The organism is Janthinobacterium sp. Bl 1 (genome assembly GCF_058215535.1).
The window spans coordinates 4,375,503-4,395,533 of record NZ_CM177086.1 but is presented as its reverse complement, the minus strand read 5'-3'; the positions used below and the strand labels follow the sequence as shown (position 1 = coordinate 4,395,533).

Genomic DNA, 20,031 nt, shown 5'->3' with positions numbered 1-20,031 from the left:
GCATGCCTCCGAAAGAACGTAGCGGCGCCATCCTGACGGTGGACCTGGAAGCCGTGCGCGCCAACTACCGCTTGCTGCGCGACAAGGCGCACCCGGCCGCCTGCTCTGCCGTCGTCAAATCCGACGCGTATGGCCTGGGCGCCGCAGAAGTGGGCGCGGCCCTGTATGAAGAAGGCTGCCGCCATTTCTTTGTCGCCCACCTGGAAGAGGGTATCAGCCTGCGCCCGCACGTGGCGCCCGACGCCGACATCTTCGTGCTGCACGGTCCGCCCGTCGGCACGGAAGGCGAATTCACGGCCCATGGCCTGATTCCCGTGCTCAACAGCGAGCCGCAGGTGGCTGGTTGGCGCGCGCATGCGAAGGCGCTGGGCAAAACCTTGGAAGCGAATGTGCAGGTCGACACCGGTATGTCGCGCATGGGTTTGTCGCCGCAGGAAATCGATGGATGGCTGCTGGATGAACACTTCCTTGACGGCATCAAAGTGCGCTATCTCATGAGCCACCTGGCTTGCGCCGACGAGCGCAGCAACCCGATGAATGGCGAGCAGCTGGCCCGTTTCACGGCCATCCGCGCCCGTTTGCCGCAGTACCGCGCCAGCCTGGCCAATTCCTCGGGCATCTTTTTGTCGCCCGATTATCACTTTGACCTGGTGCGCCCGGGCGCGGCCCTGTACGGCATCGGGCCGCAGGGCGGCGAACCGAATCCCCTGCGCTCCGTGGTGCGTCTGCAAGGCAAGGTCTTGCAGACGCGCACGATTGCCGCTGGCGACCACGTGGGCTACAGCCGCCGCTACACGGCCAGCGAGCCGCGCCAGGTGGCCACTGTTTCCGTCGGTTACGCCGATGGCTGGCTGCGCAGCATGAGCAACCAGGGCCTGGCCATCGTCGATGGCGTGAAAGTGCCGCAGATCGGCGCCATCTCGATGGATTCCATCACCCTGGACGTGAGCGCCATCGCCGAAGAGCGCGTCGCGCCGGGCAGCCTGGTTGACCTGATCTGCGCCGAACACCCGGTCGACGCCGTCGCGGCCATGGCCAATACCATCGGCTACGAGGTGCTGACCAATCTGGGCGGGCGCTACTACCGCGAATACCAGGGATTGGCTGGCGCACGCTAAGCAGCGCGAAACCCATGATTGTGTGGCAAGATAGCCCCGGTGTGAACTCCACTCCGGGGCTTCTTTTTAACCATCATCGGGGATATATATGAGCCAATATAACGTTGCTATCATCGTCGGCAGCCTGCGCAAGGGTTCCTTCAACCGCAAGCTGGCCGACGCCATCGTCAAGCTGGCGCCGCCCGAGTTTTCCTTCAAGCACATTGAAATCGGCGACTTGCCGTTGTACAACCAGGATGACGATGGCGCGCAGGCCGAGCAGGTGCTGCGCCTCAAATCCGACATTTCCGCCTCGCAAGCCTTGCTCTTCCTCACCCCCGAATACAACCGCTCGATTCCCGGCGTGCTGAAAAACGCGCTCGACCACGGTTCGCGTCCGTATGGCCAGAGCGTATGGGGCGGCAAGCCGGGCGCCGTGCTCGGCGTGTCCGTCGGTGCCACGGGCACGGCCCTGGCGCAGCAGCATTTGCGCAATGTGCTGTCCTACCTGGACGTGCCGCTGCTGGGACAGCCCGAGATGTTTATCCAGGCCAAGGATGGCCTGTTTGACGAGCATGGCGGCATCGGTCCAGCCAGCCTCGGTTTCTTCCAGGGCTGGATGCAGCGCTACGTGGACTGGGTCCGCAAGCACGCTATCCACGCTTGATGCAGATCAAAGCGGCAGCGTTCTGCGTTGCCGCTTGTACATTTTCTTTGACCATGGATGCCAACATTTCAATATTGGCACGGGCGTCTCGGTATAATGCGCTCTTTCTTTAGCGCAATACTTTCCAATTTCTTGCCGACCCCATGTGGACTAAACCTGTTCTGCGCATGAATCTGCGCCGTTTGATCGTGCTCGTGGCCTTTGCCAGCGCCCTGGTGTCCCTGGCCAATACGTTTTATGCCAGTTACAGCGTGCAGCGCCAGCTGCTGATCGATACGACTCTGGAAGCGAACCACGCGTATGCGAGCAAGCTGGCCAGCACGGCCGAGGATTTCCTGCAGTCGGCGCGTCAGCAACTGGCTTACAGCGCCGGCAGCCTGCCCTCGCGCATGGGCGACGATGGGTGGCTGACGGACGAGGCGCAGCGTTTGCGCCTGCAAACCAACAGTTTCAATTCCGTGCTCATCGTCAATGCGGACGGCAAGGTGCTGGGCGTATCGCCTGAAACCCTGGCCCTGAAAAACCGCACGCTCGACTCCGTCGGCGCCGTGCAGGCGCTGCGCGAACGGCGCCCGCTGGTGACGCAGCCCTACGTTTCCTCGGCCGGCAACCTGGTGGTCTTCATTTCGCATCCCATCATTGGCAAGGATGGCCGCTACCTCGGCTATGTGGGCGGCAGCATCTACCTGAAACAGAAAAACATCCTGTACACCATGCTGGGCCAGCATTACTACCGCGACGGTTCCTACCTGTATGTGGTGGATCAGAACCGGCGCCTGCTGTACCACCCGGACCCCGAGCGCCTGGGCGACCTGGCCGGCAAGAATGACGTCATCGACACCATCGTCGCGCAGCAGGGCGGCGGCAACCGGCGCATGAGCAATAGCCTGGGCGTGGACATGCTGGCCGGCTACGCCGTCATGCCATCGACGGGCTGGGGCATCGTGGCGCAGCGCCCCACGGCCATGACCCTGGCCCCGCTGAACCAGCTGATGGCCAACACGGTATGGCATTCGCTGCCGATCGCCTTGCTGAGCCTGCCATTTATCTGGTGGCTGGCCAGCCTGATTTCACGCCCCCTGATGCAGCTGGCCGACGGCGCGCGGCGCATGGATGCGCCCGGCACGGCCGAGCACATCGCCGGCATCCGTGCCTGGTACGTGGAGGCGGCGCAAATCAAGAAAGCCCTGCTGAAGGGCTTGGCGTTGTTGCAGAACAAGATCGGCAAGTTGAAGACCGACGTGCAGACGGACCCGCTGACGGGCCTGTCGAACCGGCGCGGCATGGCGGCGGCGCTCGACGTCTGGCAGGCGCAGGCGCGGCCGTTTTCCGTCATCGCCATCGACATCGACCATTTCAAGCAAGTCAACGACCAGTGGGGCCATGCCGTGGGCGACGACGTCATCCTGCGCCTGGCACAGCTGATGCGCGCCTGTTCGCGCGATGCCGACGTGCTGTGCCGTACTGGCGGCGATGAATTCATCATGCTGCTGCCCGACGCCGACCTCGACGCGGCCCTGCAGGTGGCCGAGCGTTTGCGCGCCAGGGTGGCCGCCGCCGTGATTCCCGGCGCGGGCGCCATCACGGTCTCGCTGGGTGTCGTGTCGTCGGAGCAGGAGGCGGGCAACACGGACGCCGTGCTGCTGGCCGCCGACGCCGCCCTGTACGTGGCCAAGGAAAACGGCCGCAATTGCGTGGGCATCACGGAGCCTGCCTGATAAACTGATCCGTTGTTTTCTGTTGCATCTGAGCCTGTCCGCTTTGCCCGCCAGCGCTTACCATGTGGCCCTGAAACGCTACAACGAGGACAACGTGCATGGCAGGGGTGGATATGAATGACGTTTGAGCAAGCACCTGGCATCCGCTGCGAAGTCGCTGGCCAGCTCCACCCGCTGGCCTATCTTGGCTGCCGCGAACTCAATTACGGCCAGCGCAGCGAGCTGCCGCTGCACCCGTTTCGCCTGAGCGTGCCGGAAACGGCGCTGGCGGGCCTGCTCGACGAACCGTTCAACAGTTTTATCCAGACGTGCCGCGAAGACGACCTGCAATACGAAGAAAGCGACTTGCCCGCGCTCAAGGAAGCGGGCTATCCCGATATCACGGCCATGCTGGCGGGCCACCGGCCGCTGCTGGCCGACATGCTGCTCGACTTCATGATCGGCGACTTGCTGGCTGCCATCGGCCGCGCCAGCGGCTACCGGCGCCACGCGCCACGCCACTGGGGTGACGTGGAGGCGGCCGACGGCCGCGCCTATTTCACCATCAATGAAGTGGAAACAGTCCATTTTGCCAATGGCCAGGCCATCTTCGAAGGGCAGGGCTACTACGGCGTGTACGTGATCTGGCTGACGCATGGCGATGACGGCAAGTAGGGACTTGACCTTCCTCATGTGGGAAGGTTTATAGTTGTGCCATGAACCGTGCCTTTTTCCGCTTTCTCGCCCGCTCGCTGCTCTGGCTGCTGGCCGTCACGCTGCCCTTGCAGGGCTTTGCGTCGGCCATGCGCAGCTGCTGCGTGGATGAGCTGGCGGTCGCTGTCACGGTCACTGCTGCCGCAATGGAGGCGCCCCCGTGCCACGACATGGCGGATATGCAGATGCAGGACCAGCCGATGAAAATGGCCATGGACGATGGCGGCGCCACGCACCACGGCCATGATTGCAGCAACCATGGCGCTTGCACCGTGGGTGCCACGGCGCCGCCCGGCATGCCTGCCTTGCACGCCTTGACCCTGCGCGCGCCGCCTCCGGCGCTGGCGCCCGATTCCCTGTTCGCCGGGCATATCCCGCCTGGTCCCGAACGTCCCCCGAGAAGCACGCGCTCCGCCTGACCGCCCGTTGAACCTGGCGGTGCCGCCGTCGCACGTCCCAGCATCCTGAGCCTTGCACCGGCCGCGCCAGCGTTCCAGTCGCGCGCCCGCCGCGCCATACCCTGTCATTCAAGGAATACCATGAAACACCTGTTCAGCCTCGCGCTGGCTGTGCTGCCGCTGGCTGCCGCAGCGCAGTCCCAGTCCGCCCCGCAAGAGGCGCAAGCATCCGTGCCGGCCACCACCTACCGCTCCGCCTTCGCCGGCTACCGTTCCGCCGCCGAGGACGAGGCCACGCCCGACCAGACCTGGCGCGCCGTCAACGACAAAGTCGGCAAGGCCGGCGGCCACATGGGCATGATGAAAATGGATGGTCACAAAATGGAAGGGCACAAGATGGAAGGGCACAAGATGCCGATGGCTCAGCCCAGCCCCAACCCCAAGCCCGATGCCAAGCCCGCCCCGCAACATCAGCACCACCAGCATGAAGGACACTGACATGGCCCGCTTCAACAATCAACTTGGCCTGACGCCGCTGGCCCTGGCAGCCGTCCTGCTGCTCAGCGGCTGCGCCAGCTTCAGCCAGGATGGCGGTATGCAGACGGTATCCGCGCTGACCGACGCCCGTACGGGCGCCCCGGCGGCGCTGGCCGACAAGGGCGGAGAGGAAAAATTGGCTACCCTGCTGGCCCAGCCCCTGGACGCCGACAGCGCCGTGCGCATCGCCCTGATGAACAACCACGGCATGAAAGTGGCGCTGGCCGAGCTGGGCGCGTCCGAATCGGACCTCGTGCAAGCAGGGCGCTTGCGCAATCCCGGCCTGTCGTTCGGCCGCTCGCACGGCAGCCACGGCAATGAAATCGACCGCGGCGTCAGCTTCGACCTGGCCGGCCTGCTGACCATGCCGATGCGCGTGAACATCGAGCGGGGCCGTTTCGAGCAAGCCAAGCTGCAGGCCGCCAGCAGCGCCGTGCAACTGGCGGCCGATACGCGCCGCGCCTACTTCAACGCCGTGGCCGCCGTGCAGACGGAAGCGTTCATGCAGCGCGCGCTGCTGTCGGCCGAGGCGGGCGCCGAACTGGCCACGCGCTTGCAGCAGGCGGGCAACTGGAGCCGCCTCGACCAGGCGCGCCAGCAAGTATTTTATGCGGATGCCGTCGGCGACCTGGCCCGCGCCCGCCACCAGGCCACGGCCACGCGCGAGCACCTGACGCGCTTGCTGGGCCTGTGGGGCAAGCAGACCGGCTTTACTTTGCCGTCGCGCTTGCCCGACTTGCCGGCCCGGGCGGCGGACGCGGGCAATATCGAGGCGCAGGCGATGGAACAGCGCCTCGATGTGCAAAGAGCGAAACTCGACGCGCATGCGACGGCCGATGCGCTGGGCTTGTCCAAGGTGACGGGCTTTGTCAACGTGCTCGACGTGGGCTACACCAACAAGAGCAGCAGCGAGGCGCCGCGCGAAAACGGCTATGAAGTGTCGCTGGAATTGCCGCTGTTCGACTGGGGTTCGGCGCGCAATGCGAAGGCGCAAGCGCTGTACGAGCAGTCGCTGCAGCGCACGGCGGGCACTGCTGTCAAAGCCCGCTCGGAAGTGCGCGAGGCGTATTCGAGCTACCGCACGGCTTACGACCTGGCGCGCCACTACCGCGATGAAGTCGTGCCGCTGCGCAAGACGATCTCGCATGAAGTATTGCTGCGCTACAACGGCATGCTGGCCAGCGTCTTCGAGCTGCTGGCCGACGCGCGCGAACAGGTCGCCAGCGTCAACAGCGCCATCGAAACCCAGCGCGATTTCTGGATCGCGCAAACCGAATTGCAGTCAGCCATCAATGGCAGCGGCCCAGCCAACAAGGAATAATGATGATTACACGTAGAAACTTTTTCATGAATGCGGGCGCCGTCGCCCTCAGTGCCGCAGCGGTGAGCAGAGTCGGTGCGGCATCGTTGCCGGAAGCCGTCAGCATGGCTGGCGCGGACACCAAGGCCCCGCCACCGCCGCCGAACGGGCGTCCATACAATCCCGTCGTCACCCTCAACGGCTGGTCCTTGCCCTGGCGCATGAACAACAACGTCAAGGAATTCCATCTGGTGGCCGAACCCGTCGTGCGCGAACTGGCGCCCGGCATGCAAGCGAACCTGTGGGGCTATAACGGCCAGTCGCCAGGCCCGACGATTGAAGTGGTGGAGGGCGACCGCGTGCGCATTTTTGTCACCAACAAATTGCCGGAACACACGAGCGTGCACTGGCATGGTCAGCGCTTGCCGAACGGCATGGATGGCGTCACGGGTCTGACCCAGCCGGGCATCGCCCCCGGTAAGACCTTCGTCTATGAATTCGTTGCCAAGCGGCCCGGCACCTTCATGTACCACCCGCATGCCGATGAAATGACGCAGATGGCCATGGGTATGATGGGTTTCTGGGTCACGCACCCGAAAGACCCGAACTTCATGAAGGTGGATCGCGATTTCGTCTTCTTGCTCAGCAACTACGACATCGATCCGGGCAGCTACACGCCGAAGATCATGACCATGACGGATTTCAATTTGTTCACCTTCAACAGCAGGGTCTTCCCCGGTATCGACCCGATGGTCGTGCGCCAGGGCGACAAGGTGCGCGTGCGCGTGGGCAATCTGACCATGACGAACCACCCGATCCACATGCATGGCCACGAATTCGAGGTGACGGGCACCGATGGCGGCTGGACGCGCCCCGAATCGCGCTGGCCCGAAGTGACGACCGATATTGCCGTGGGCCAGATGCGCGCCGTGGAGTTTACCGCCACGGACCTCGGTGACTGGGCTTTCCACTGCCACAAGTCGCACCATACGATGAATGCCATGGGGCATGACGTGCCGACCATGATCGGCGTCGACCACCAGGGCGTGGCCGCGAAGATCAACCAGCTCGTGCCCGGCTACATGGTGATGGGCGAGCGGGGCATGGCCGACATGGGCGAAATGCAGATGCCGATTCCCGACAATACCCTGCCGATGATGGCCGGAGACGGCCCGTTCGGCGCCATCGGCATGGGCGGCATGTTTACCACGGTCAAGGTGCGCAAGGACCAGAAACCGGGCGACTACCGCGACCCGGGCTGGTACAAGCATCCGGCCGGCAGCGTGGCCCATGAATGGACGGGCGCCTTGCCGGCACCGGTGCGCGGCCAGGGCGCGGGCAAGCCGGCCACAAAAAGCGGCGTGGAGATGACGGTGCGCAAGCCGGGTGGGCACAGCGGGCATTGATGCGCCCCCTCCCGGGGACTTGCTAACACGGCAAGCCCCGGGGTGTGTTGCTTCAAATCAATGAATTGTTGCTTAGTGACAATCCGAGCATTTTAGTGACTGTTTTTTCCTTATATTCAAGTCATACGCTTGAATTATTGGCTACCGTCTTGCCTAGGAGGAAACATGTTGAATCAAATGAAAGTGGGGACGCGCCTGCTCGCGGCCTTCTTTTGCGTCGCGCTGATGGGGGCCATCGTGGCCGGCATCGGCATTTTCAACATGGGCAAGATCGATACCATGGCGGGGCAGATGTACAACAATGAATTGCTGGGGCTGTCATACATCAAGGAAGCCAATATCGCCCTGATCAAGGTGGGCCGCGCGCGCAGTAATTTCTTGCTGGCCACGACCGCCGAGGAGCGCGCCACGCGTCAGGCCGACATCACGAAATTTCTCGAATCCAATAAGGCCTATCTTGCCAAGGCCCAGCCGCTGTTCGTCACGCCGGCGGCCAAGGAGCTGTTTGCCCGCTTCGCCGCCGTTGAAGCCGAGTACGTCGCCACCATGCGGCAGGCGCTGACCTTGGCGGCGGGCGAACCGCTGGAGCAGCGCAGCGCGCAACTGGTCGAACTGCTCAACAAGACGCGCCACCATGCTGACGAACTCGACGGCGTGCTCGATAAACTGTCGCTGCAGAAGGAAGAGCGCGCCAAGGCCGCTTCCGAGCAGGCATCCGGCGTGTACCAGGCCAGCCGCAGCTTCATGATCGCGCTCGTGCTGGGGAGCGTGGCGGCCGGCCTGGCGCTGGGGGCGCTGATCACGCGCGGGCTGACGCGTCAACTGGGCGGCGAACCGGCGTATGCCGTCAAGATCGCCGGCGCCATCGCCGAGGGCGACCTCACCGTCGAGATCCGCACGGCCGGCCACGACAGCGCCAGCCTGCTGTTCGCCATGAAAACCATGCGCGACAAGCTCGTGGGCATCGTCAGCCAGGTGCGCTCGGGCACGGACACCATCAACACGGCCTCGGGCGAAATCGCCCAGGGCAACCTCGACTTGTCGTCGCGCACGGAAGAGCAGGCCAGTTCGCTGGAAGAAACGGCGTCGTCGATGGAGCAACTGACGTCGGCCGTGCGGCAGAACGCGGATAATGCGCGCCAGGCCAATGCGCTGGCCGGCGCCGCGTCCGACGTGGCCGGCAAGGGCGGCGCCGTGGTGGGGCGGGTGGTGCAGACGATGGAGTCGATCAATGCGTCCTCGCGCAAGATCGTCGACATCATCAGCGTCATCGACAGCATCGCCTTCCAGACGAATATCCTGGCCTTGAACGCCGCCGTGGAAGCGGCCAGGGCGGGCGAGGAGGGACGCGGTTTCGCCGTCGTCGCGGCCGAAGTGCGCAACCTGGCGCAGCGCTCGGCCAGTGCCGCCAAGGAAATCAAGACACTGATCGGCGACTCCGTCGAGCAGGTGGAAATCGGTTCCAGACTCGTGCATGATGCGGGCAGGACGATGGATGAGGTGGTCGCCAGCGTGCGCCAGGTGGCCGACATCATGCAGGAAATCACGGCCGCCAGCGCCGAGCAAAGCGCCGGCATCGAGCAAGTCAACCAGGCCGTGCTGCAGATGGACCAGGTAACGCAGCAAAACGCGGCCCTCGTGGAAGAGGCCGCCGCGGCGGCCGAATCGCTGCAAGACCAGGCGCAGACCTTGACGGAACTGGTGGGCGTATTCCGTCTGCATGCCCAGGCGCAACAGATGGCCGTGCCGGCGGTCAGCAACGTCACACCGCTGCGCCGCTCGGCGCCGGCCGCCAGGCAGGACGTGCGGCGCCTGGCCTGACAACGGCGGGCTCGGGCGCAATCGCCGCGGCGGTGGTAGGCTGTTGCTATTGCGCGTTTGCCACTTCCGGATCTTTCATGCCGTCTCCCCGCTTGCTTTGCTTATCCTTGCTGCTGTCCCTGGCGCCGCTGGCGCAGGCGCAGCAGGGCGATCCCGTCCTGCCTTACCGGCCTTCCGTCGCCAGTCCGGCCCAGCTGCCCGTGCCGGGCCAGCTGGAATTCGAGGCCGGCGGCCTGCTGTCGAAAACGGACGACACGCGCCGCGCCAGCCTGCCATACACGTTCAAACTGGCGTTCACGCCCGAATGGGGCATGCTGCTCGAAGGCGAGGGTGTTGTGCGTGCGCGCGATGACACGGGGCGGCGCGAAACGGGCGTGGGCGACACGACGGTCGTGCTCAAGCGGGCCTTTTTGCTCGACAGCGCCACGGCGCTGGGCCTGGAACTGGGCTGGAAGTTGCCGACGGCCAAGGACAGCATCGGCAGCGGCAAGAGCGACGTGTCGCTGAACGGTATTTTCAGCCGCGACCTGGGCGCCGTGCACGTGGATGCCAACCTGAACGCCACGCGCCTGGGGGCATCGGACCCTGGCGCGGGCAGGGTGCAAACGGGCTGGGCGACATCCTTTTCCACGCCCGTCAGCGAGCACTGGGGCGCCACGGCCGAAGTGTCGGGCACGCGCCTGCGCGGTGCGCCGGCCACGGCGCAGCTGCTGCTGGCCGCCACCTACACTCCCACGCCACGGCTGGCCATCGACATCGGCATGGCGCGCGGCTTGACGGCGTCGTCGCCGGACTGGTCGTTGTTCAGCGGTGTGGTCGTGCCCTTGGGCAAACTGTGGTGAGATTGCCACGGAGTTCCTTATGTGTCCTTGCGAACAAACAGTTAGTCACACAAGGTCTACAATGACGGCATAACTAAAAGGAGTGTCACCATGAAAACCCTGATTCTTGCTGCCGCCTTGCTGTCGGCAGCCACCGCCGCCGTCGCCCAGGTCGGCGTCTCCGTTACCGTCGGCCAGCCAGGCTTTTACGGACGCCTCGATATCGGCGATTATCCCGCGCCGCAATTGATCTATGCCCAGCCCGTCATCGTGCAGCGCCCGCAATACTATTCGGCCCGTCCGATCTACCTGCGCGTGCCGCCTGGCCATGCCAAGCACTGGTCCAAGCACTGCCGCAAGTATAATGCCTGCAACCAAGAGGTATATTTCGTCCAAGATAGTTGGTATAACAACCAATATGTGCCCCGTTATCGCCAGCAGCATGGCGACCATGGCCGTCCCGATTACGGCGACCGCGGCCGTCACGACTACAAGCATGATGACAAGCGCGACAAGCATGAAGGCAAGCGCGACAAGCATGATGACAAGCCGGGCAAGGGTCATGGCAATGGCAATGGCAGCGGTAACGGCAACGGGCACAAGGATTAACAGGCAGGAGGATATTTGCATAGTAAAATCGTTATCGTAGGAGGAGGTGCAGGCGGCCTGGAGCTGGCCTGCAAACTCAGCCGCAAGCTCGGCCCCGGCCAGGTAACCCTGGTCGACAGCCGCCTGTACCACATCTGGAAACCGTCGCTGCATGAAGTGGCGGCCGGCACCCTGGACATTCATCAAGAGGGCCTGTCGTACCAGATGCTGGCGCATGACAATGGTTTTACCTATGTCTATGGTCCCTTGATCGCGCTCGACGCCGGCTCGAACAGCCTTACCGTGGGCGCCATCGCCACCGACAAGGACGAGCAGCTCTTGCCGCAGCGCACTGTCAGCTACGACCAGCTGGTGCTGGCCGTGGGCAGCACGTCGAATTACTTCGGCGTGCCTGGCGCCAAGGAAAACACGATTTCCCTCAATGCCACGGAAGACGCGGAACGTTTCCGTTTGACCCTGCTGAAACTGCTGGCCATGGCCGAGCAGCGCCAGGGCGACGCGGGCCATCCCGGTGTCGACATCGTCATCATCGGCGGCGGCGCCACGGGTGTGGAGCTGGCGGCCGAATTGCGCGAAGCGAGCGGCGTGTATGCGGCGTATGGTTTTCAGAATCTCAACGCCATCAAGGATGTGCGCATCACGCTGCTCGAAGGGGCGCCGCGCATCCTCGCGCCGTTGCCCGAACGCGTATCGATTGCCGCCTCGAAACTGCTGCACCAGCATGGCATCACCGTGGTGACCGATACGCGCGTCACCACGATCGAAGCCGACAAGGTGACGGTGGCCAGCGGCACCAGCTATGCGGCCGACATCTGCGTGTGGGCAGCCGGCATCCGCGCGCCGGAATTCCTCGCCACCTTGGGCTTGCCGACCAACCGTTCCGGCCAGCTGGAAGTGACGGGCATGCTCAACGTGCAGGGCCACGCGAATATTTTCGCGCTGGGCGACTGCGCCGCCTGTATAGGGCCGGACGGCAAACTGGTGCCGCCGCGCGCCCAGGCTGCCCACCAGCAAGCCGATTACCTGGTGAAAACATTCCTGCTGCAAGCGAAGGGCAGGCCGCCGCAAACCAAGCCATACGAATACCTGGACTACGGTTCGCTCGTGTCGTTTGGCCGCACCACCTCGGTGGGGACTCTGATGGGTTCGCTGAAGGGCCTGAGCTGGTTCGTCGAAGGCTTTGTTGCGCGCATGATGTATGTGAGCCTGCACCTGATGCACCACAATGCCGTGCTGGGCAGCGTGCGCACGGCCGTCATGGCCATGGGCCGCTTCCTGATCAAGCGCAGCACGCCGCAGGTCAAGCTGCATTGATGTGCGGTAAGTAGGGAAATCCAACGGGGCCGCAGTGCCCCGTTTTTTATGGCAGCGTACGCATTGCGCGAGTGGCGTTGGCCGGGAACCGCAGCGCCGTCCCGCGGTCAGAACAAGGGCAAGCACACGCGCCATGAGCGGACAGCTTGATGAGGGGAGGCAGGCATGCCATCACGCTTACTGCAAGTCATTGCCCTGACCTTGACGGCCCTGGGGCTCGCGCCGGGTGCCGCCCATCTGCTGGAACTGCCCGTCAAGCTGGCGTATCCGCCAGCGCTGTATGCGCAGGTGACAAGCACGCTGTATGCCCTGTTTGGCCCGATAGGGGGCGCCGTGCAAATGGCCGCCATGGTGACCGTGGCCGTGCTGGCTTTTCGCTCCAGGCGCCTGCCCCAGGGCCGCCTGCTGGCCGCGTCGGCAGCCGCACTGCTTGCCTCCTTGCTGCTGTGGGCTTTCCTTGTCGCCCCCGTCAATGGGGAGTGGGGGAGTAGCGCCGACGTGAGCCAGGCGGAGTTTGCCGCAGCCTATGCGCGTCTGCGTGCACGCTGGGAGTATGGCCACGTGGCGGCCTTCATTGCCTGGTTCGCTGGCTGGCTGGGCATGGCCGCCGCCTTCACCATGCCGCCTCCTGCGGGTGCGGGCGTTCGCTTGCAGCCTTGACGCAAGAAGGGCCGCAAGATGCGGCCCTGGTTCCTGCCTTGACGCCGGTTGTTATTTGCTGCGCGGAATTGGCGCCGCTTCGCAGCGGCCCCGCGTCATGGGGAAGGCGATGGTGGTAAGTTTGCCCTTCAAGGTGCCGGTAATGCTGGCGTGCAAGATGCGCTCGCTGTCGTGGCGGTAGATGATGCGGCTTGGGAAGTCATTGTCCAGGTTGGCGAAGATGAATTCATTCGGCTTGTCCTGGCGCAGCAGGTTGAAGATCACGGGCGGCTGGCCCGACGGCTGCACGATGTAGGCCAGCTGGCCCGGGTCGGTGAGGCGGATCTGCACGAATTCCAACGCTGTCGTCTTGCCGCCCTTGACGGTGCGGCTGGTGCCGAGAATGGTGCCGCCAGCGGCCGTGCTCCATTGTTCGCCGGAACCGGGCTCGGCGCCGTCGACGTTCCAGCAGCCGGCCAGCCAGGCCAGCTTGTCCACGGTTTCCGGCGGCGGCACGGTATTGTCGGCGGCCTGGGCGGTGCCCATGGCCAGCAGCGCTGCCAGCAGGGTGGGGATCAGTCCTTGCATGCGGTCTCCTGTCGTCGAATCGTTCTGCGGTGCGGGGCGTTCCGGCAGTGTTCTGGCGTGATGCGGCCTGGCAAAGACTATTCTTTCGGAGTCACACGGGGCAAGACGACGGTCAGGGCTGTGCCGCCTTGCGGATTGGTTGCCAGGCTCAGGCTGCCACCGAGGTAATGCACGCGCTCGCGCACGGAGCGCAGGCCGTGCTTGCTCATTTCGACGGGCTCGCTGGCGGGCAAGCCCACGCCGTCATCCTTGACGGTCATCATCAGCGCTTCGTCATTGTCGTCGATGATGATGTCCACTTGCTTAGCCTGCGCATGCGCGGCGATGTTGCCGAGCGCTTCTTCCAGGGTGCGCAGCAGGGCCACGCCCACGTTGCGCGGGCAAATCAGTTCATCTTCGGGCAGGCTGCAGCGCACGGTGATCTTGTGCTGTTCGGCAAACTGCGCGGCCAGCTCGCCGAGCGCCACATTCACGCCGAGAAACTCGAGCTTGTCGTTCCACAGCTTCATCTGCATCTGGCGGTTGGTTTCGATCACATTGAGCAGCAATTGCTTCATGGTCGCCGCGCGGTCGAGCAGGGCCGCTTCCTGCGGCATCTTTTGCGTCAGCAGCGACAGGTGCATGGTCAGCGCCGTCAGCGACGAGCCGAGGCTGTCGTGCAGCTGGCGCGACAGGGCGCGCCGTTCATTGTCCCAGCTGGTGTTGACATGGCCGAGCAACTCGCTGAGATCGGCGGCGCGTTCCGCATCGGCCTGGGCCGTTTCCTTGTTCGGATCTGTTTGTGCGGACATAGCGCCCCGTGAATGGTGAAAGGTGGACCAAATTCAAGTTGTGGATCATACATGAGGATTTCATCGCGGGGCGCATGGATGGAAAATTTCTGTCTTTTCGGCAATTTTGATCTCCTTCCATCACTTTTATATTGTCGGCAATATTATCGTTTGCGCCAGCAGCTGCCGTTCCTGCCGTTACGTACGGCTGCGCACATACCGGGGCGCCGCACGCTGCCATAGTGGTGTCATGCATTTTCTCCATGCAGCACAGGCCCGCTTACCGAAACGAAAGGATATGCCATGAATATCGATACCATCGTCGACCAGGAATACGCCGACAAAAGCTTCCGCGACATCGTCAATGCGCCCATCAGCGCCCTGCGCGGCGTCAGCCCGAAGGATGCCAAAGCCTTGCAGCAAGCGTTTGGCGTGCACACCGTGCGCGAACTGGCCAACCTCAATTTCGTCAAATGGGCCAGCGCGCTGGCCATCCTGGCCGATGAAGAGGGCATGAGCGGCGAAGAGCGGGCCAAGGAAGAGCTGCTCGACGACGCCGTGGAAATGACCTTCCCCGCCAGCGACCCGATTTCCGTCGATGCCGGCATCACGCGCATCGAAGTGCCGCCCGAAACGGTCGATGCGCAAACGGACCACCAGCACGCAGGCCAGCAAGAAGTGGCCGCTGGCAAGAAATAAAGCGTCCTGCGCATAAAAAAACCGGCTGGCCATGAAGGCTTGCCGGTTTTTTTGCGTGCTGTGCGGTAAGAAAACTCAGGCGATCGACGGGATGTTGTTTTTTTGCATGTTCACCTGCGTCTGCGCGGCGATCACCTCGTGCGGGATGCAGCAAAAGCGGTTCTTGCCGGCGCGCTTGGCTTCGTACAGGGCCGTGTCGGCCGCGCCCAGCAACGAGTCGACGGTGCTGGCGTCGTCCGGGTAGATGGCGATGCCGATGCTGGTCGACAGGCGCAGGGTCAGGTCGTTGATGAAATACGGCTCGGAAATGACTTCGATCAGCTTGGCGGCCGGTTCGCGCGCGTCGCCCTTGCCGGCCAGGTTGCCCAGCACGATGACGAATTCGTCGCCGCCGATGCGCGCCACCGTGTCTTCCTTGCGCGAGGCGCCCACCAGGCGGGCCGCCACCATTTTCAGGATTTCATCGCCATAGCCGTGGCCGTAACTGTCGTTGATGGCCTTGAAGCCGTCCAGGTCCAGGTACAGGATGGCCGACTTGCCGCGGCTGCGGGCCGATTGTTGCAAGGTATGCTCGATGCGGTCTTCCAGCAGGCGCCGGTTCGGCAAGCCCGTCAGCGGATCGTGCAGCGCCAGTTCCTGCTGCTGCTTGCTGTATTGCGCCAGTTCCTTGTACAGCAGGCGCACTTCCAGCATGTTGTGGATGCGCTTGTGCACTTCCATCAGGTCGAAGGGCTTGCTGATGAAGTCGCGCGCGCCCGCTTCCAGCGCGGCGATCTTGAAACTCGGTTGCGCCGTCAGGGCCAGCACGGGCAGGTAGCCGCCATGCTCGATTTCCTTCAAGCCTTTCATGACTTGGAAACCATTGAGTTCCGGCATTTGCAGATCCAGCAAGATCAGGTCGTAGCAATGCTCCCGGTGCAGGGGGCAAACCTGGGCCGGACGCATGGTGGCCGTGACATTGGTATAGCCTGCATCGCGCAGGATTTCCAGCATCAGGTCAACATTGTCGGGTGAATCATCGACGACCAAAATTTTGGCTTTCAAAATCTCATCTTGGCTGGGCATGTAAGGTCTCGGTTATACGGTCTATGCAACGCTGGCTTCTACCGCAGCTGATGGGCTGACGGCAGTGGAAAGATAGTAGCGCCTTGCAACAAGATAGGGCGCACAACAGCGCTTGAGTTCGCTTATGCCGTTCTAGCCGGCCAAGGCCGCCGTCTCCAGCCTGCCGTGCAGGTGTGCTTCTGCATTTCAGTGTAGCAAACTTTCGCTTAGTTGCTTGTAGGACAGTGCCGCGTCTGAAAGTAGGAAGGCTAACCCATGAAAATAGTCATTTTGTACTGCACTATGTATTTCTTTGCATCATCTTTTTAGGGCCGTATATTGCGCCCCTGTTCACGGCGCCGGTGACGTGACGCGCGACGCGGCCAGCTGCGCCACGGCCGCCAGCAGCTCTGCCGGGTCGAGCGGTTTCGAGACCCAGGCCTGGAAGCCGCTGGCCAGCGCCCGCTGGCGGTCCTGCGGTTGCGCGAACGCCGTCAGCGCCAGCGCGGGCAGGTTGGCCGCATCGGGGGACGCATGCGCGCGGATTTGCGCCAGCAAGTCGAAACCGTCGGCGTCGGGCATGCCGATGTCGCTGACCAGCACATGCGGGTGCACCTGGTCCAGCAGTTGCAGTGCTTGCGCCACGCTGCCGGCGCCATGCACGTCGGCGTGGCTGTCGCGCAGGATGCGCGCCGTCAGTTCGCGCGCATCGGCCTCGTCATCGACCAGCAGCACCGTGACGCCGCGCAAGTCGTGGCTGGCGGACAGCTCGTCGCCCTTCGGGCGCGCCGGTGCGGCCCGCGTCCCCAAGGGCAGGCGCACGGTAAAGCTGGCGCCCTGCATGTCGCCGGCGCTGCTGACCGTGACCGTGCCTCCATGCTGTTCCACCAGGTGTTTGACAATCGCCAGCCCCAGCCCCAGGCCGCCATGGCGGCGCGTGGTGGAGGCGTCGGCCTGGCGGAAGCGGTCGAACACATGGGGCAGGAAGTCTTTCTTGATGCCGACGCCGTTGTCGGCCACCGTGATGGCCAGGCGGCTCGCCTCGCGGCGCACGCCGATCTCGACCCGTCCCCCTTGCGGTGTGAACTTCAGGGCATTCGACAGCAGGTTCCAGATCACTTGCTGGATACGGCTGGGATCGCCCGTGATGGTGCCCGCATCGCTGGCGATGTTGCTGTGGATGGCGATGTGCTTGGCGTCGGCCGCCGGGCGCAGGGTTTCGATGGCCGAGGCGATGATGCTGGCGGGCACGATGGTTTGCAGGTCCAGCAGCACCTTGTCGGAGGTGATGCGGCTCATGTCGAGCAAGTCTTCGATCAGTTGCGCCTGCGCGCGCGCATTGCGTTCGATGCTTTGCAGGCCCCGGTGCAGGTCGGCCTGGTCGCGCGTGCCGCGCCGCAGCACCTGCGCCCAGCCCAGGATGGCCGATAGCGGCGTGCGCAGTTCGTGCGACAGGGTGGTGAGGAAATCGTCTTTCAGCTGGTTCGTGCGCTCGGCGTCGGCGCGCGCCTCGCGTTCGCTGTCGAGCAGCACCTTGCGCTCTTCGGCGGCGCGCGTGGCGGCCGCGTACAGGCGCGTATTGTCGAGCGCGACGGCGGCCTGGGCCGCGATGGCCGAAACGATGCGTTCGCTGCGTGCGCTGAACATGCCCGCTTGCGGATGGCCGAGCAGCAAGCGCCCCAGCAACAGGCCAGAGCGCGAACTGACGGGCAGGCTCAGGCAGCTGCGCAGCGGCGGCGCGCCGCCGGCGCTGGCGTCGGGCGCGGCCAGCAAGTCGTTCTGGCGCATGGCCGGCCCCTGGCGCAGTTCCGTGGCGATGGCGTCGGCCTCGCGCAGGCTGATGCCGTTGACGGCGCTTGCCGATGGCAGGGGGGCGACGCTGTCGTGGACCTCGCCCGCATCGTCATAGTAAAAGGCGCCGAAGCGCGCGCCGCTGATGCGCGTGGCCGCATCGACGGTTTCCTGCAGCAGGGCAGGCAAATCGAGGGTGCTGGCCAGGGCCGCGCCCGTATTGTTGAGCAACTCGAGCACGCGCGTTTCATCGCGCAAGGCTTCCTGCGCGCGCTTGACCTGGTCGACATCGGTGCTCGTGCCAAACCAGCGCAGCAGCTGGCCGCCCTGGTCGCGCACGGGATTGGCGCGCGTCAGGAACCAGCGGTACTGGCCGTCTGCGCCACGGATGGGGAACTCCATTTCGAAGGGCGTGCCATCGCGCAAGGCGGCCTTCCACGCTTGCAGCATGGGTGGCAGGTGCTGCGCGTCATAGGCGATGCTCCAGCCGTCGCCCGCCATCTGCTCGGCGGTGGTGCCCGTGTAGTCGTGCCAGCGCTGGTTGTACCAGGCAATGGTGCCGTCGAAGCTGGCGATCCAGGCCAGTTGCGGGATGGAATTGGCCAGCGCGCGCAAATCTTCCTCGCTGTGGCGCAAGCTTTCCTCGGCCGCCTTGCGCTGGCTGATGTTCTGGATATACGTGGTCAGGCCGTCGCTGGAAGGGAAGATGCGTACTTCCAGCCAGCGCCCCAGCGGCGGATACAGCAGCTCGAAACTGCAGCTGTGCTGCTGCGCCATGGCGCGCCGGTACTGCGTTTCCAGTTCCGTGCCATGCAGGTCGGGGCAGGCTTGCCACAGGTTCTTGCCCGTCAGGCTGGCGCCAGGCGCGTGCTGCGGCGCCAGCATGGCGGCGCCGCGCGTATTGAGATAGCGGATGGTCCAGTCGTGGTCGAGCAGGCAAAAGCCGTCGGTAATACTTTCCAGCAAGTTGGACAGGCGCTCGTCGGAGAGGCTCAGCGGCGCTGATGGGGGTAGCAGGTCTTGCTCGCGGTCATGTTTGGCCATCGGAAATCCTGCAACAGTGAGTCTGCCGCACGGGCTCTTGCCCCGCCGGGCCGCCGCTAAGCTCAGTTAAATAGGTCATGATGTTCAATGCCCGCCGTCATGCATCAGGGGAGGCACAAACGCCCCTGTCTGGCTGGTATTGTAGCCCCAAGCGGCGCGCCGCCACCGCACGCTTGCGCGCCACCTGCAGATAGCACTGGACAGGCTGGGAAGCAGTCCCTATAATCCCGCTTCTTTCGAGACAGCAACTTCTCGATTCGCTGGGCGCCACTGTGAAAGCAGAAGTGTCCACCGATAAAAAGGCGTGCGCTTTTTGGCAGTGAAAAGGTAGTCGATGGAGCGGGGCGGTATTCTGCAAAATCAGCTAAGCGATTGAAAAATCGAACTTTTCAAAGCGAAATGAATACGCTATAATGTTTGCCTGCGCGGCTGTAGCTCAGCTGGATAGAGTACTTGGCTACGAACCAAGGGGTCGTGGGTTCAATTCCTGCCAGCCGCACCAGAATACTGAAAATCAGACTTTTCCTGGTTTTGTTGTAACAAGTTTCACCTCCATGTTGTTCGTGGAATGTTGTCGAAGTTTTGCGGCTGTAGCTCAGCTGGATAGAGTACTTGGCTACGAACCAAGGGGTCGTGGGTTCAATTCCTGCCAGCCGCACCAGTATTGCCAAGATGGAGTTCGCTTCGTTTTGATGAAAGTTTCAAGCTTCGCGCCGTACGGCGAAGTGTGTCAGAGTTTGCGGCTGTAGCTCAGCTGGATAGAGTACTTGGCTACGAACCAAGGGGTCGTGGGTTCAATTCCTGCCAGCCGCACCAGTATTAGCAGTAAAGAAAAAACCCGGAAAGTCCGCTTTCCGGGTTTTTTTTCGTCATCACGGCGCCTTCGCAGCGACCATGATGGCGGCCTGGGCAATTGTGAAATATCCGCACGACGCCCTTTGCCATTCTGCAAAGCCCTGCTATAATCTTGTCTTAGGCGGCTGTAGCTCAGCTGGATAGAGTACTTGGCTACGAACCAAGGGGTCGTGGGTTCAATTCCTGCCAGCCGCACCAGAATATTGGGGGTCAGATTGTA

At 63.5% G+C, this 20,031-nt stretch carries 18 protein-coding genes and 4 tRNA genes; 18 read left to right on the top strand and 4 right to left on the bottom strand.

Annotation, left to right across the window (positions count from 1 at the left end):
* Positions 1-2 precede the first annotated feature (2 nt).
* The 13 genes from alr (at position 3) to AC4BCN_RS19695 (ending at position 13,041) form a co-directional block, all read left to right on the top strand.
* Positions 3-1,118 (top strand): alanine racemase, encoded by a 1,116-nt coding sequence (gene alr, locus AC4BCN_RS19755; RefSeq protein WP_490491582.1) that lies wholly within the window; start codon positions 3-5, stop codon positions 1,116-1,118.
* An 88-nt stretch (positions 1,119-1,206) separates the two neighbouring features.
* Entirely contained in the window at positions 1,207-1,764 is a 558-nt protein-coding gene (locus tag AC4BCN_RS19750; RefSeq protein WP_490491581.1) for an NADPH-dependent FMN reductase, read from the top strand.
* Between the two features lie 143 nt (positions 1,765-1,907).
* Positions 1,908-3,482, top strand: a complete 1,575-nt coding sequence (locus AC4BCN_RS19745) for a sensor domain-containing diguanylate cyclase (RefSeq protein ID WP_490491580.1) — start codon at positions 1,908-1,910, stop codon at positions 3,480-3,482.
* Between the two features lie 117 nt (positions 3,483-3,599).
* Entirely contained in the window at positions 3,600-4,136 is a 537-nt protein-coding gene (locus tag AC4BCN_RS19740) for a hypothetical protein (protein WP_490491579.1), read from the top strand.
* Between the two features lie 41 nt (positions 4,137-4,177).
* Positions 4,178-4,594, top strand: coding sequence for a hypothetical protein (locus AC4BCN_RS19735; protein WP_490491578.1), 417 nt, complete (start codon positions 4,178-4,180; stop codon positions 4,592-4,594).
* Between the two features lie 120 nt (positions 4,595-4,714).
* Entirely contained in the window at positions 4,715-5,071 is a 357-nt protein-coding gene (locus tag AC4BCN_RS19730; protein ID WP_490491577.1) for a hypothetical protein, read from the top strand.
* Positions 5,058-6,431 carry a TolC family protein gene (locus tag AC4BCN_RS19725; RefSeq protein ID WP_490491576.1) on the top strand — a complete coding sequence of 458 codons (1,374 nt, stop codon included), beginning with the start codon at positions 5,058-5,060 and terminating at the stop codon, positions 6,429-6,431. Before AC4BCN_RS19730 ends, AC4BCN_RS19725 begins: the two co-directional genes overlap by 14 nt.
* 2 nt (positions 6,432-6,433) lie before the next feature.
* Entirely contained in the window at positions 6,434-7,816 is a 1,383-nt protein-coding gene (locus AC4BCN_RS19720; protein ID WP_338679171.1) for a multicopper oxidase family protein, read from the top strand.
* Positions 7,817-7,981: 165 nt separating this feature from the next.
* Positions 7,982-9,637 (top strand): methyl-accepting chemotaxis protein, encoded by a 1,656-nt coding sequence (locus AC4BCN_RS19715; RefSeq protein WP_490491575.1) that lies wholly within the window; start codon positions 7,982-7,984, stop codon positions 9,635-9,637.
* Between the two features lie 77 nt (positions 9,638-9,714).
* A complete protein-coding gene (locus AC4BCN_RS19710) occupies positions 9,715-10,479 on the top strand; it encodes a transporter (RefSeq protein ID WP_490491574.1) in 765 nt (254 codons plus the stop codon).
* 90 nt (positions 10,480-10,569) lie between these two features.
* Positions 10,570-11,067: a hypothetical protein gene (locus AC4BCN_RS19705; RefSeq protein ID WP_490491573.1), complete on the top strand. Its 498-nt coding sequence runs from the start codon at positions 10,570-10,572 to the stop codon at positions 11,065-11,067.
* Positions 11,068-11,082: 15 nt separating this feature from the next.
* Entirely contained in the window at positions 11,083-12,381 is a 1,299-nt protein-coding gene (locus tag AC4BCN_RS19700) for an NAD(P)/FAD-dependent oxidoreductase (RefSeq protein WP_490491572.1), read from the top strand.
* 165 nt (positions 12,382-12,546) lie between these two features.
* Complete coding sequence (locus AC4BCN_RS19695) at positions 12,547-13,041, top strand: hypothetical protein (protein WP_338679168.1); 495 nt, start codon at positions 12,547-12,549, stop codon at positions 13,039-13,041.
* Positions 13,042-13,092: 51 nt separating this feature from the next.
* Here AC4BCN_RS19695 and AC4BCN_RS19690 read toward each other — a convergent pair whose 3' ends face one another.
* Both AC4BCN_RS19690 and AC4BCN_RS19685 read right to left on the bottom strand, forming a co-directional pair.
* Complete coding sequence (locus AC4BCN_RS19690; protein WP_490491571.1) at positions 13,093-13,608, bottom strand: DUF6265 family protein; 516 nt, start codon at positions 13,606-13,608, stop codon at positions 13,093-13,095.
* Between the two features lie 77 nt (positions 13,609-13,685).
* A complete protein-coding gene (locus tag AC4BCN_RS19685; RefSeq protein ID WP_490491570.1) occupies positions 13,686-14,399 on the bottom strand; it encodes a sensor histidine kinase in 714 nt (237 codons plus the stop codon).
* A 282-nt stretch (positions 14,400-14,681) separates the two neighbouring features.
* Between AC4BCN_RS19685 and AC4BCN_RS19680 the strand changes: the two genes are divergently transcribed.
* Complete coding sequence (locus tag AC4BCN_RS19680) at positions 14,682-15,077, top strand: hypothetical protein (protein WP_139089750.1); 396 nt, start codon at positions 14,682-14,684, stop codon at positions 15,075-15,077.
* A gap of 75 nt (positions 15,078-15,152) precedes the next feature.
* On the opposite strand, the gene AC4BCN_RS19675 is transcribed toward AC4BCN_RS19680, so the two are convergent.
* Entirely contained in the window at positions 15,153-16,142 is a 990-nt protein-coding gene (locus AC4BCN_RS19675) for a GGDEF domain-containing response regulator (protein ID WP_072453016.1), read from the bottom strand.
* A 330-nt stretch (positions 16,143-16,472) separates the two neighbouring features.
* A complete protein-coding gene (locus AC4BCN_RS19670; protein ID WP_490491569.1) occupies positions 16,473-18,956 on the bottom strand; it encodes a hybrid sensor histidine kinase/response regulator in 2,484 nt (827 codons plus the stop codon).
* A gap of 425 nt (positions 18,957-19,381) precedes the next feature.
* Here AC4BCN_RS19670 and AC4BCN_RS19665 point away from each other — a divergent pair.
* From AC4BCN_RS19665 to AC4BCN_RS19650, 4 genes are all read left to right on the top strand, one after another.
* Positions 19,382-19,458: transfer RNA gene (locus AC4BCN_RS19665), tRNA-Arg, on the top strand.
* 82 nt (positions 19,459-19,540) lie between these two features.
* Positions 19,541-19,617: transfer RNA gene (locus tag AC4BCN_RS19660), tRNA-Arg, on the top strand.
* Between the two features lie 78 nt (positions 19,618-19,695).
* Positions 19,696-19,772 (top strand) — tRNA-Arg (locus AC4BCN_RS19655).
* Positions 19,773-19,932: 160 nt separating this feature from the next.
* Positions 19,933-20,009, top strand: a tRNA-Arg gene (locus tag AC4BCN_RS19650).
* Positions 20,010-20,031: the final 22 nt, after the last annotated feature.

What these genes read in the sequence shown, in the direction of transcription:
- AC4BCN_RS19695 (WP_338679168.1), top strand. Translation starts at nt 12,547, where the DNA reads ATGCCATCACGCTTACTGCAAGTCATTGCCCTGACCTTGACGGCCCTG.
- AC4BCN_RS19705 (WP_490491573.1), top strand. Translation starts at nt 10,570, where the DNA reads ATGAAAACCCTGATTCTTGCTGCCGCCTTGCTGTCGGCAGCCACCGCC.
- AC4BCN_RS19740 (WP_490491579.1), top strand. Translation starts at nt 3,600, where the DNA reads ATGACGTTTGAGCAAGCACCTGGCATCCGCTGCGAAGTCGCTGGCCAG.
- AC4BCN_RS19725 (WP_490491576.1), top strand. Translation starts at nt 5,058, where the DNA reads ATGAAGGACACTGACATGGCCCGCTTCAACAATCAACTTGGCCTGACG.
- AC4BCN_RS19670 (WP_490491569.1), bottom strand. Translation starts at nt 18,956, where the DNA reads ATGGCCAAACATGACCGCGAGCAAGACCTGCTACCCCCATCAGCGCCG.
- AC4BCN_RS19715 (WP_490491575.1), top strand. Translation starts at nt 7,982, where the DNA reads ATGTTGAATCAAATGAAAGTGGGGACGCGCCTGCTCGCGGCCTTCTTT.
- AC4BCN_RS19680 (WP_139089750.1), top strand. Translation starts at nt 14,682, where the DNA reads ATGAATATCGATACCATCGTCGACCAGGAATACGCCGACAAAAGCTTC.
- AC4BCN_RS19730 (WP_490491577.1), top strand. Translation starts at nt 4,715, where the DNA reads ATGAAACACCTGTTCAGCCTCGCGCTGGCTGTGCTGCCGCTGGCTGCC.
- AC4BCN_RS19735 (WP_490491578.1), top strand. Translation starts at nt 4,178, where the DNA reads ATGAACCGTGCCTTTTTCCGCTTTCTCGCCCGCTCGCTGCTCTGGCTG.
- AC4BCN_RS19745 (WP_490491580.1), top strand. Translation starts at nt 1,908, where the DNA reads ATGTGGACTAAACCTGTTCTGCGCATGAATCTGCGCCGTTTGATCGTG.
- alr (WP_490491582.1), top strand. Translation starts at nt 3, where the DNA reads ATGCCTCCGAAAGAACGTAGCGGCGCCATCCTGACGGTGGACCTGGAA.
- AC4BCN_RS19750 (WP_490491581.1), top strand. Translation starts at nt 1,207, where the DNA reads ATGAGCCAATATAACGTTGCTATCATCGTCGGCAGCCTGCGCAAGGGT.
- AC4BCN_RS19690 (WP_490491571.1), bottom strand. Translation starts at nt 13,608, where the DNA reads ATGCAAGGACTGATCCCCACCCTGCTGGCAGCGCTGCTGGCCATGGGC.
- AC4BCN_RS19720 (WP_338679171.1), top strand. Translation starts at nt 6,434, where the DNA reads ATGATTACACGTAGAAACTTTTTCATGAATGCGGGCGCCGTCGCCCTC.
- AC4BCN_RS19710 (WP_490491574.1), top strand. Translation starts at nt 9,715, where the DNA reads ATGCCGTCTCCCCGCTTGCTTTGCTTATCCTTGCTGCTGTCCCTGGCG.
- AC4BCN_RS19675 (WP_072453016.1), bottom strand. Translation starts at nt 16,142, where the DNA reads ATGCCCAGCCAAGATGAGATTTTGAAAGCCAAAATTTTGGTCGTCGAT.
- AC4BCN_RS19685 (WP_490491570.1), bottom strand. Translation starts at nt 14,399, where the DNA reads ATGTCCGCACAAACAGATCCGAACAAGGAAACGGCCCAGGCCGATGCG.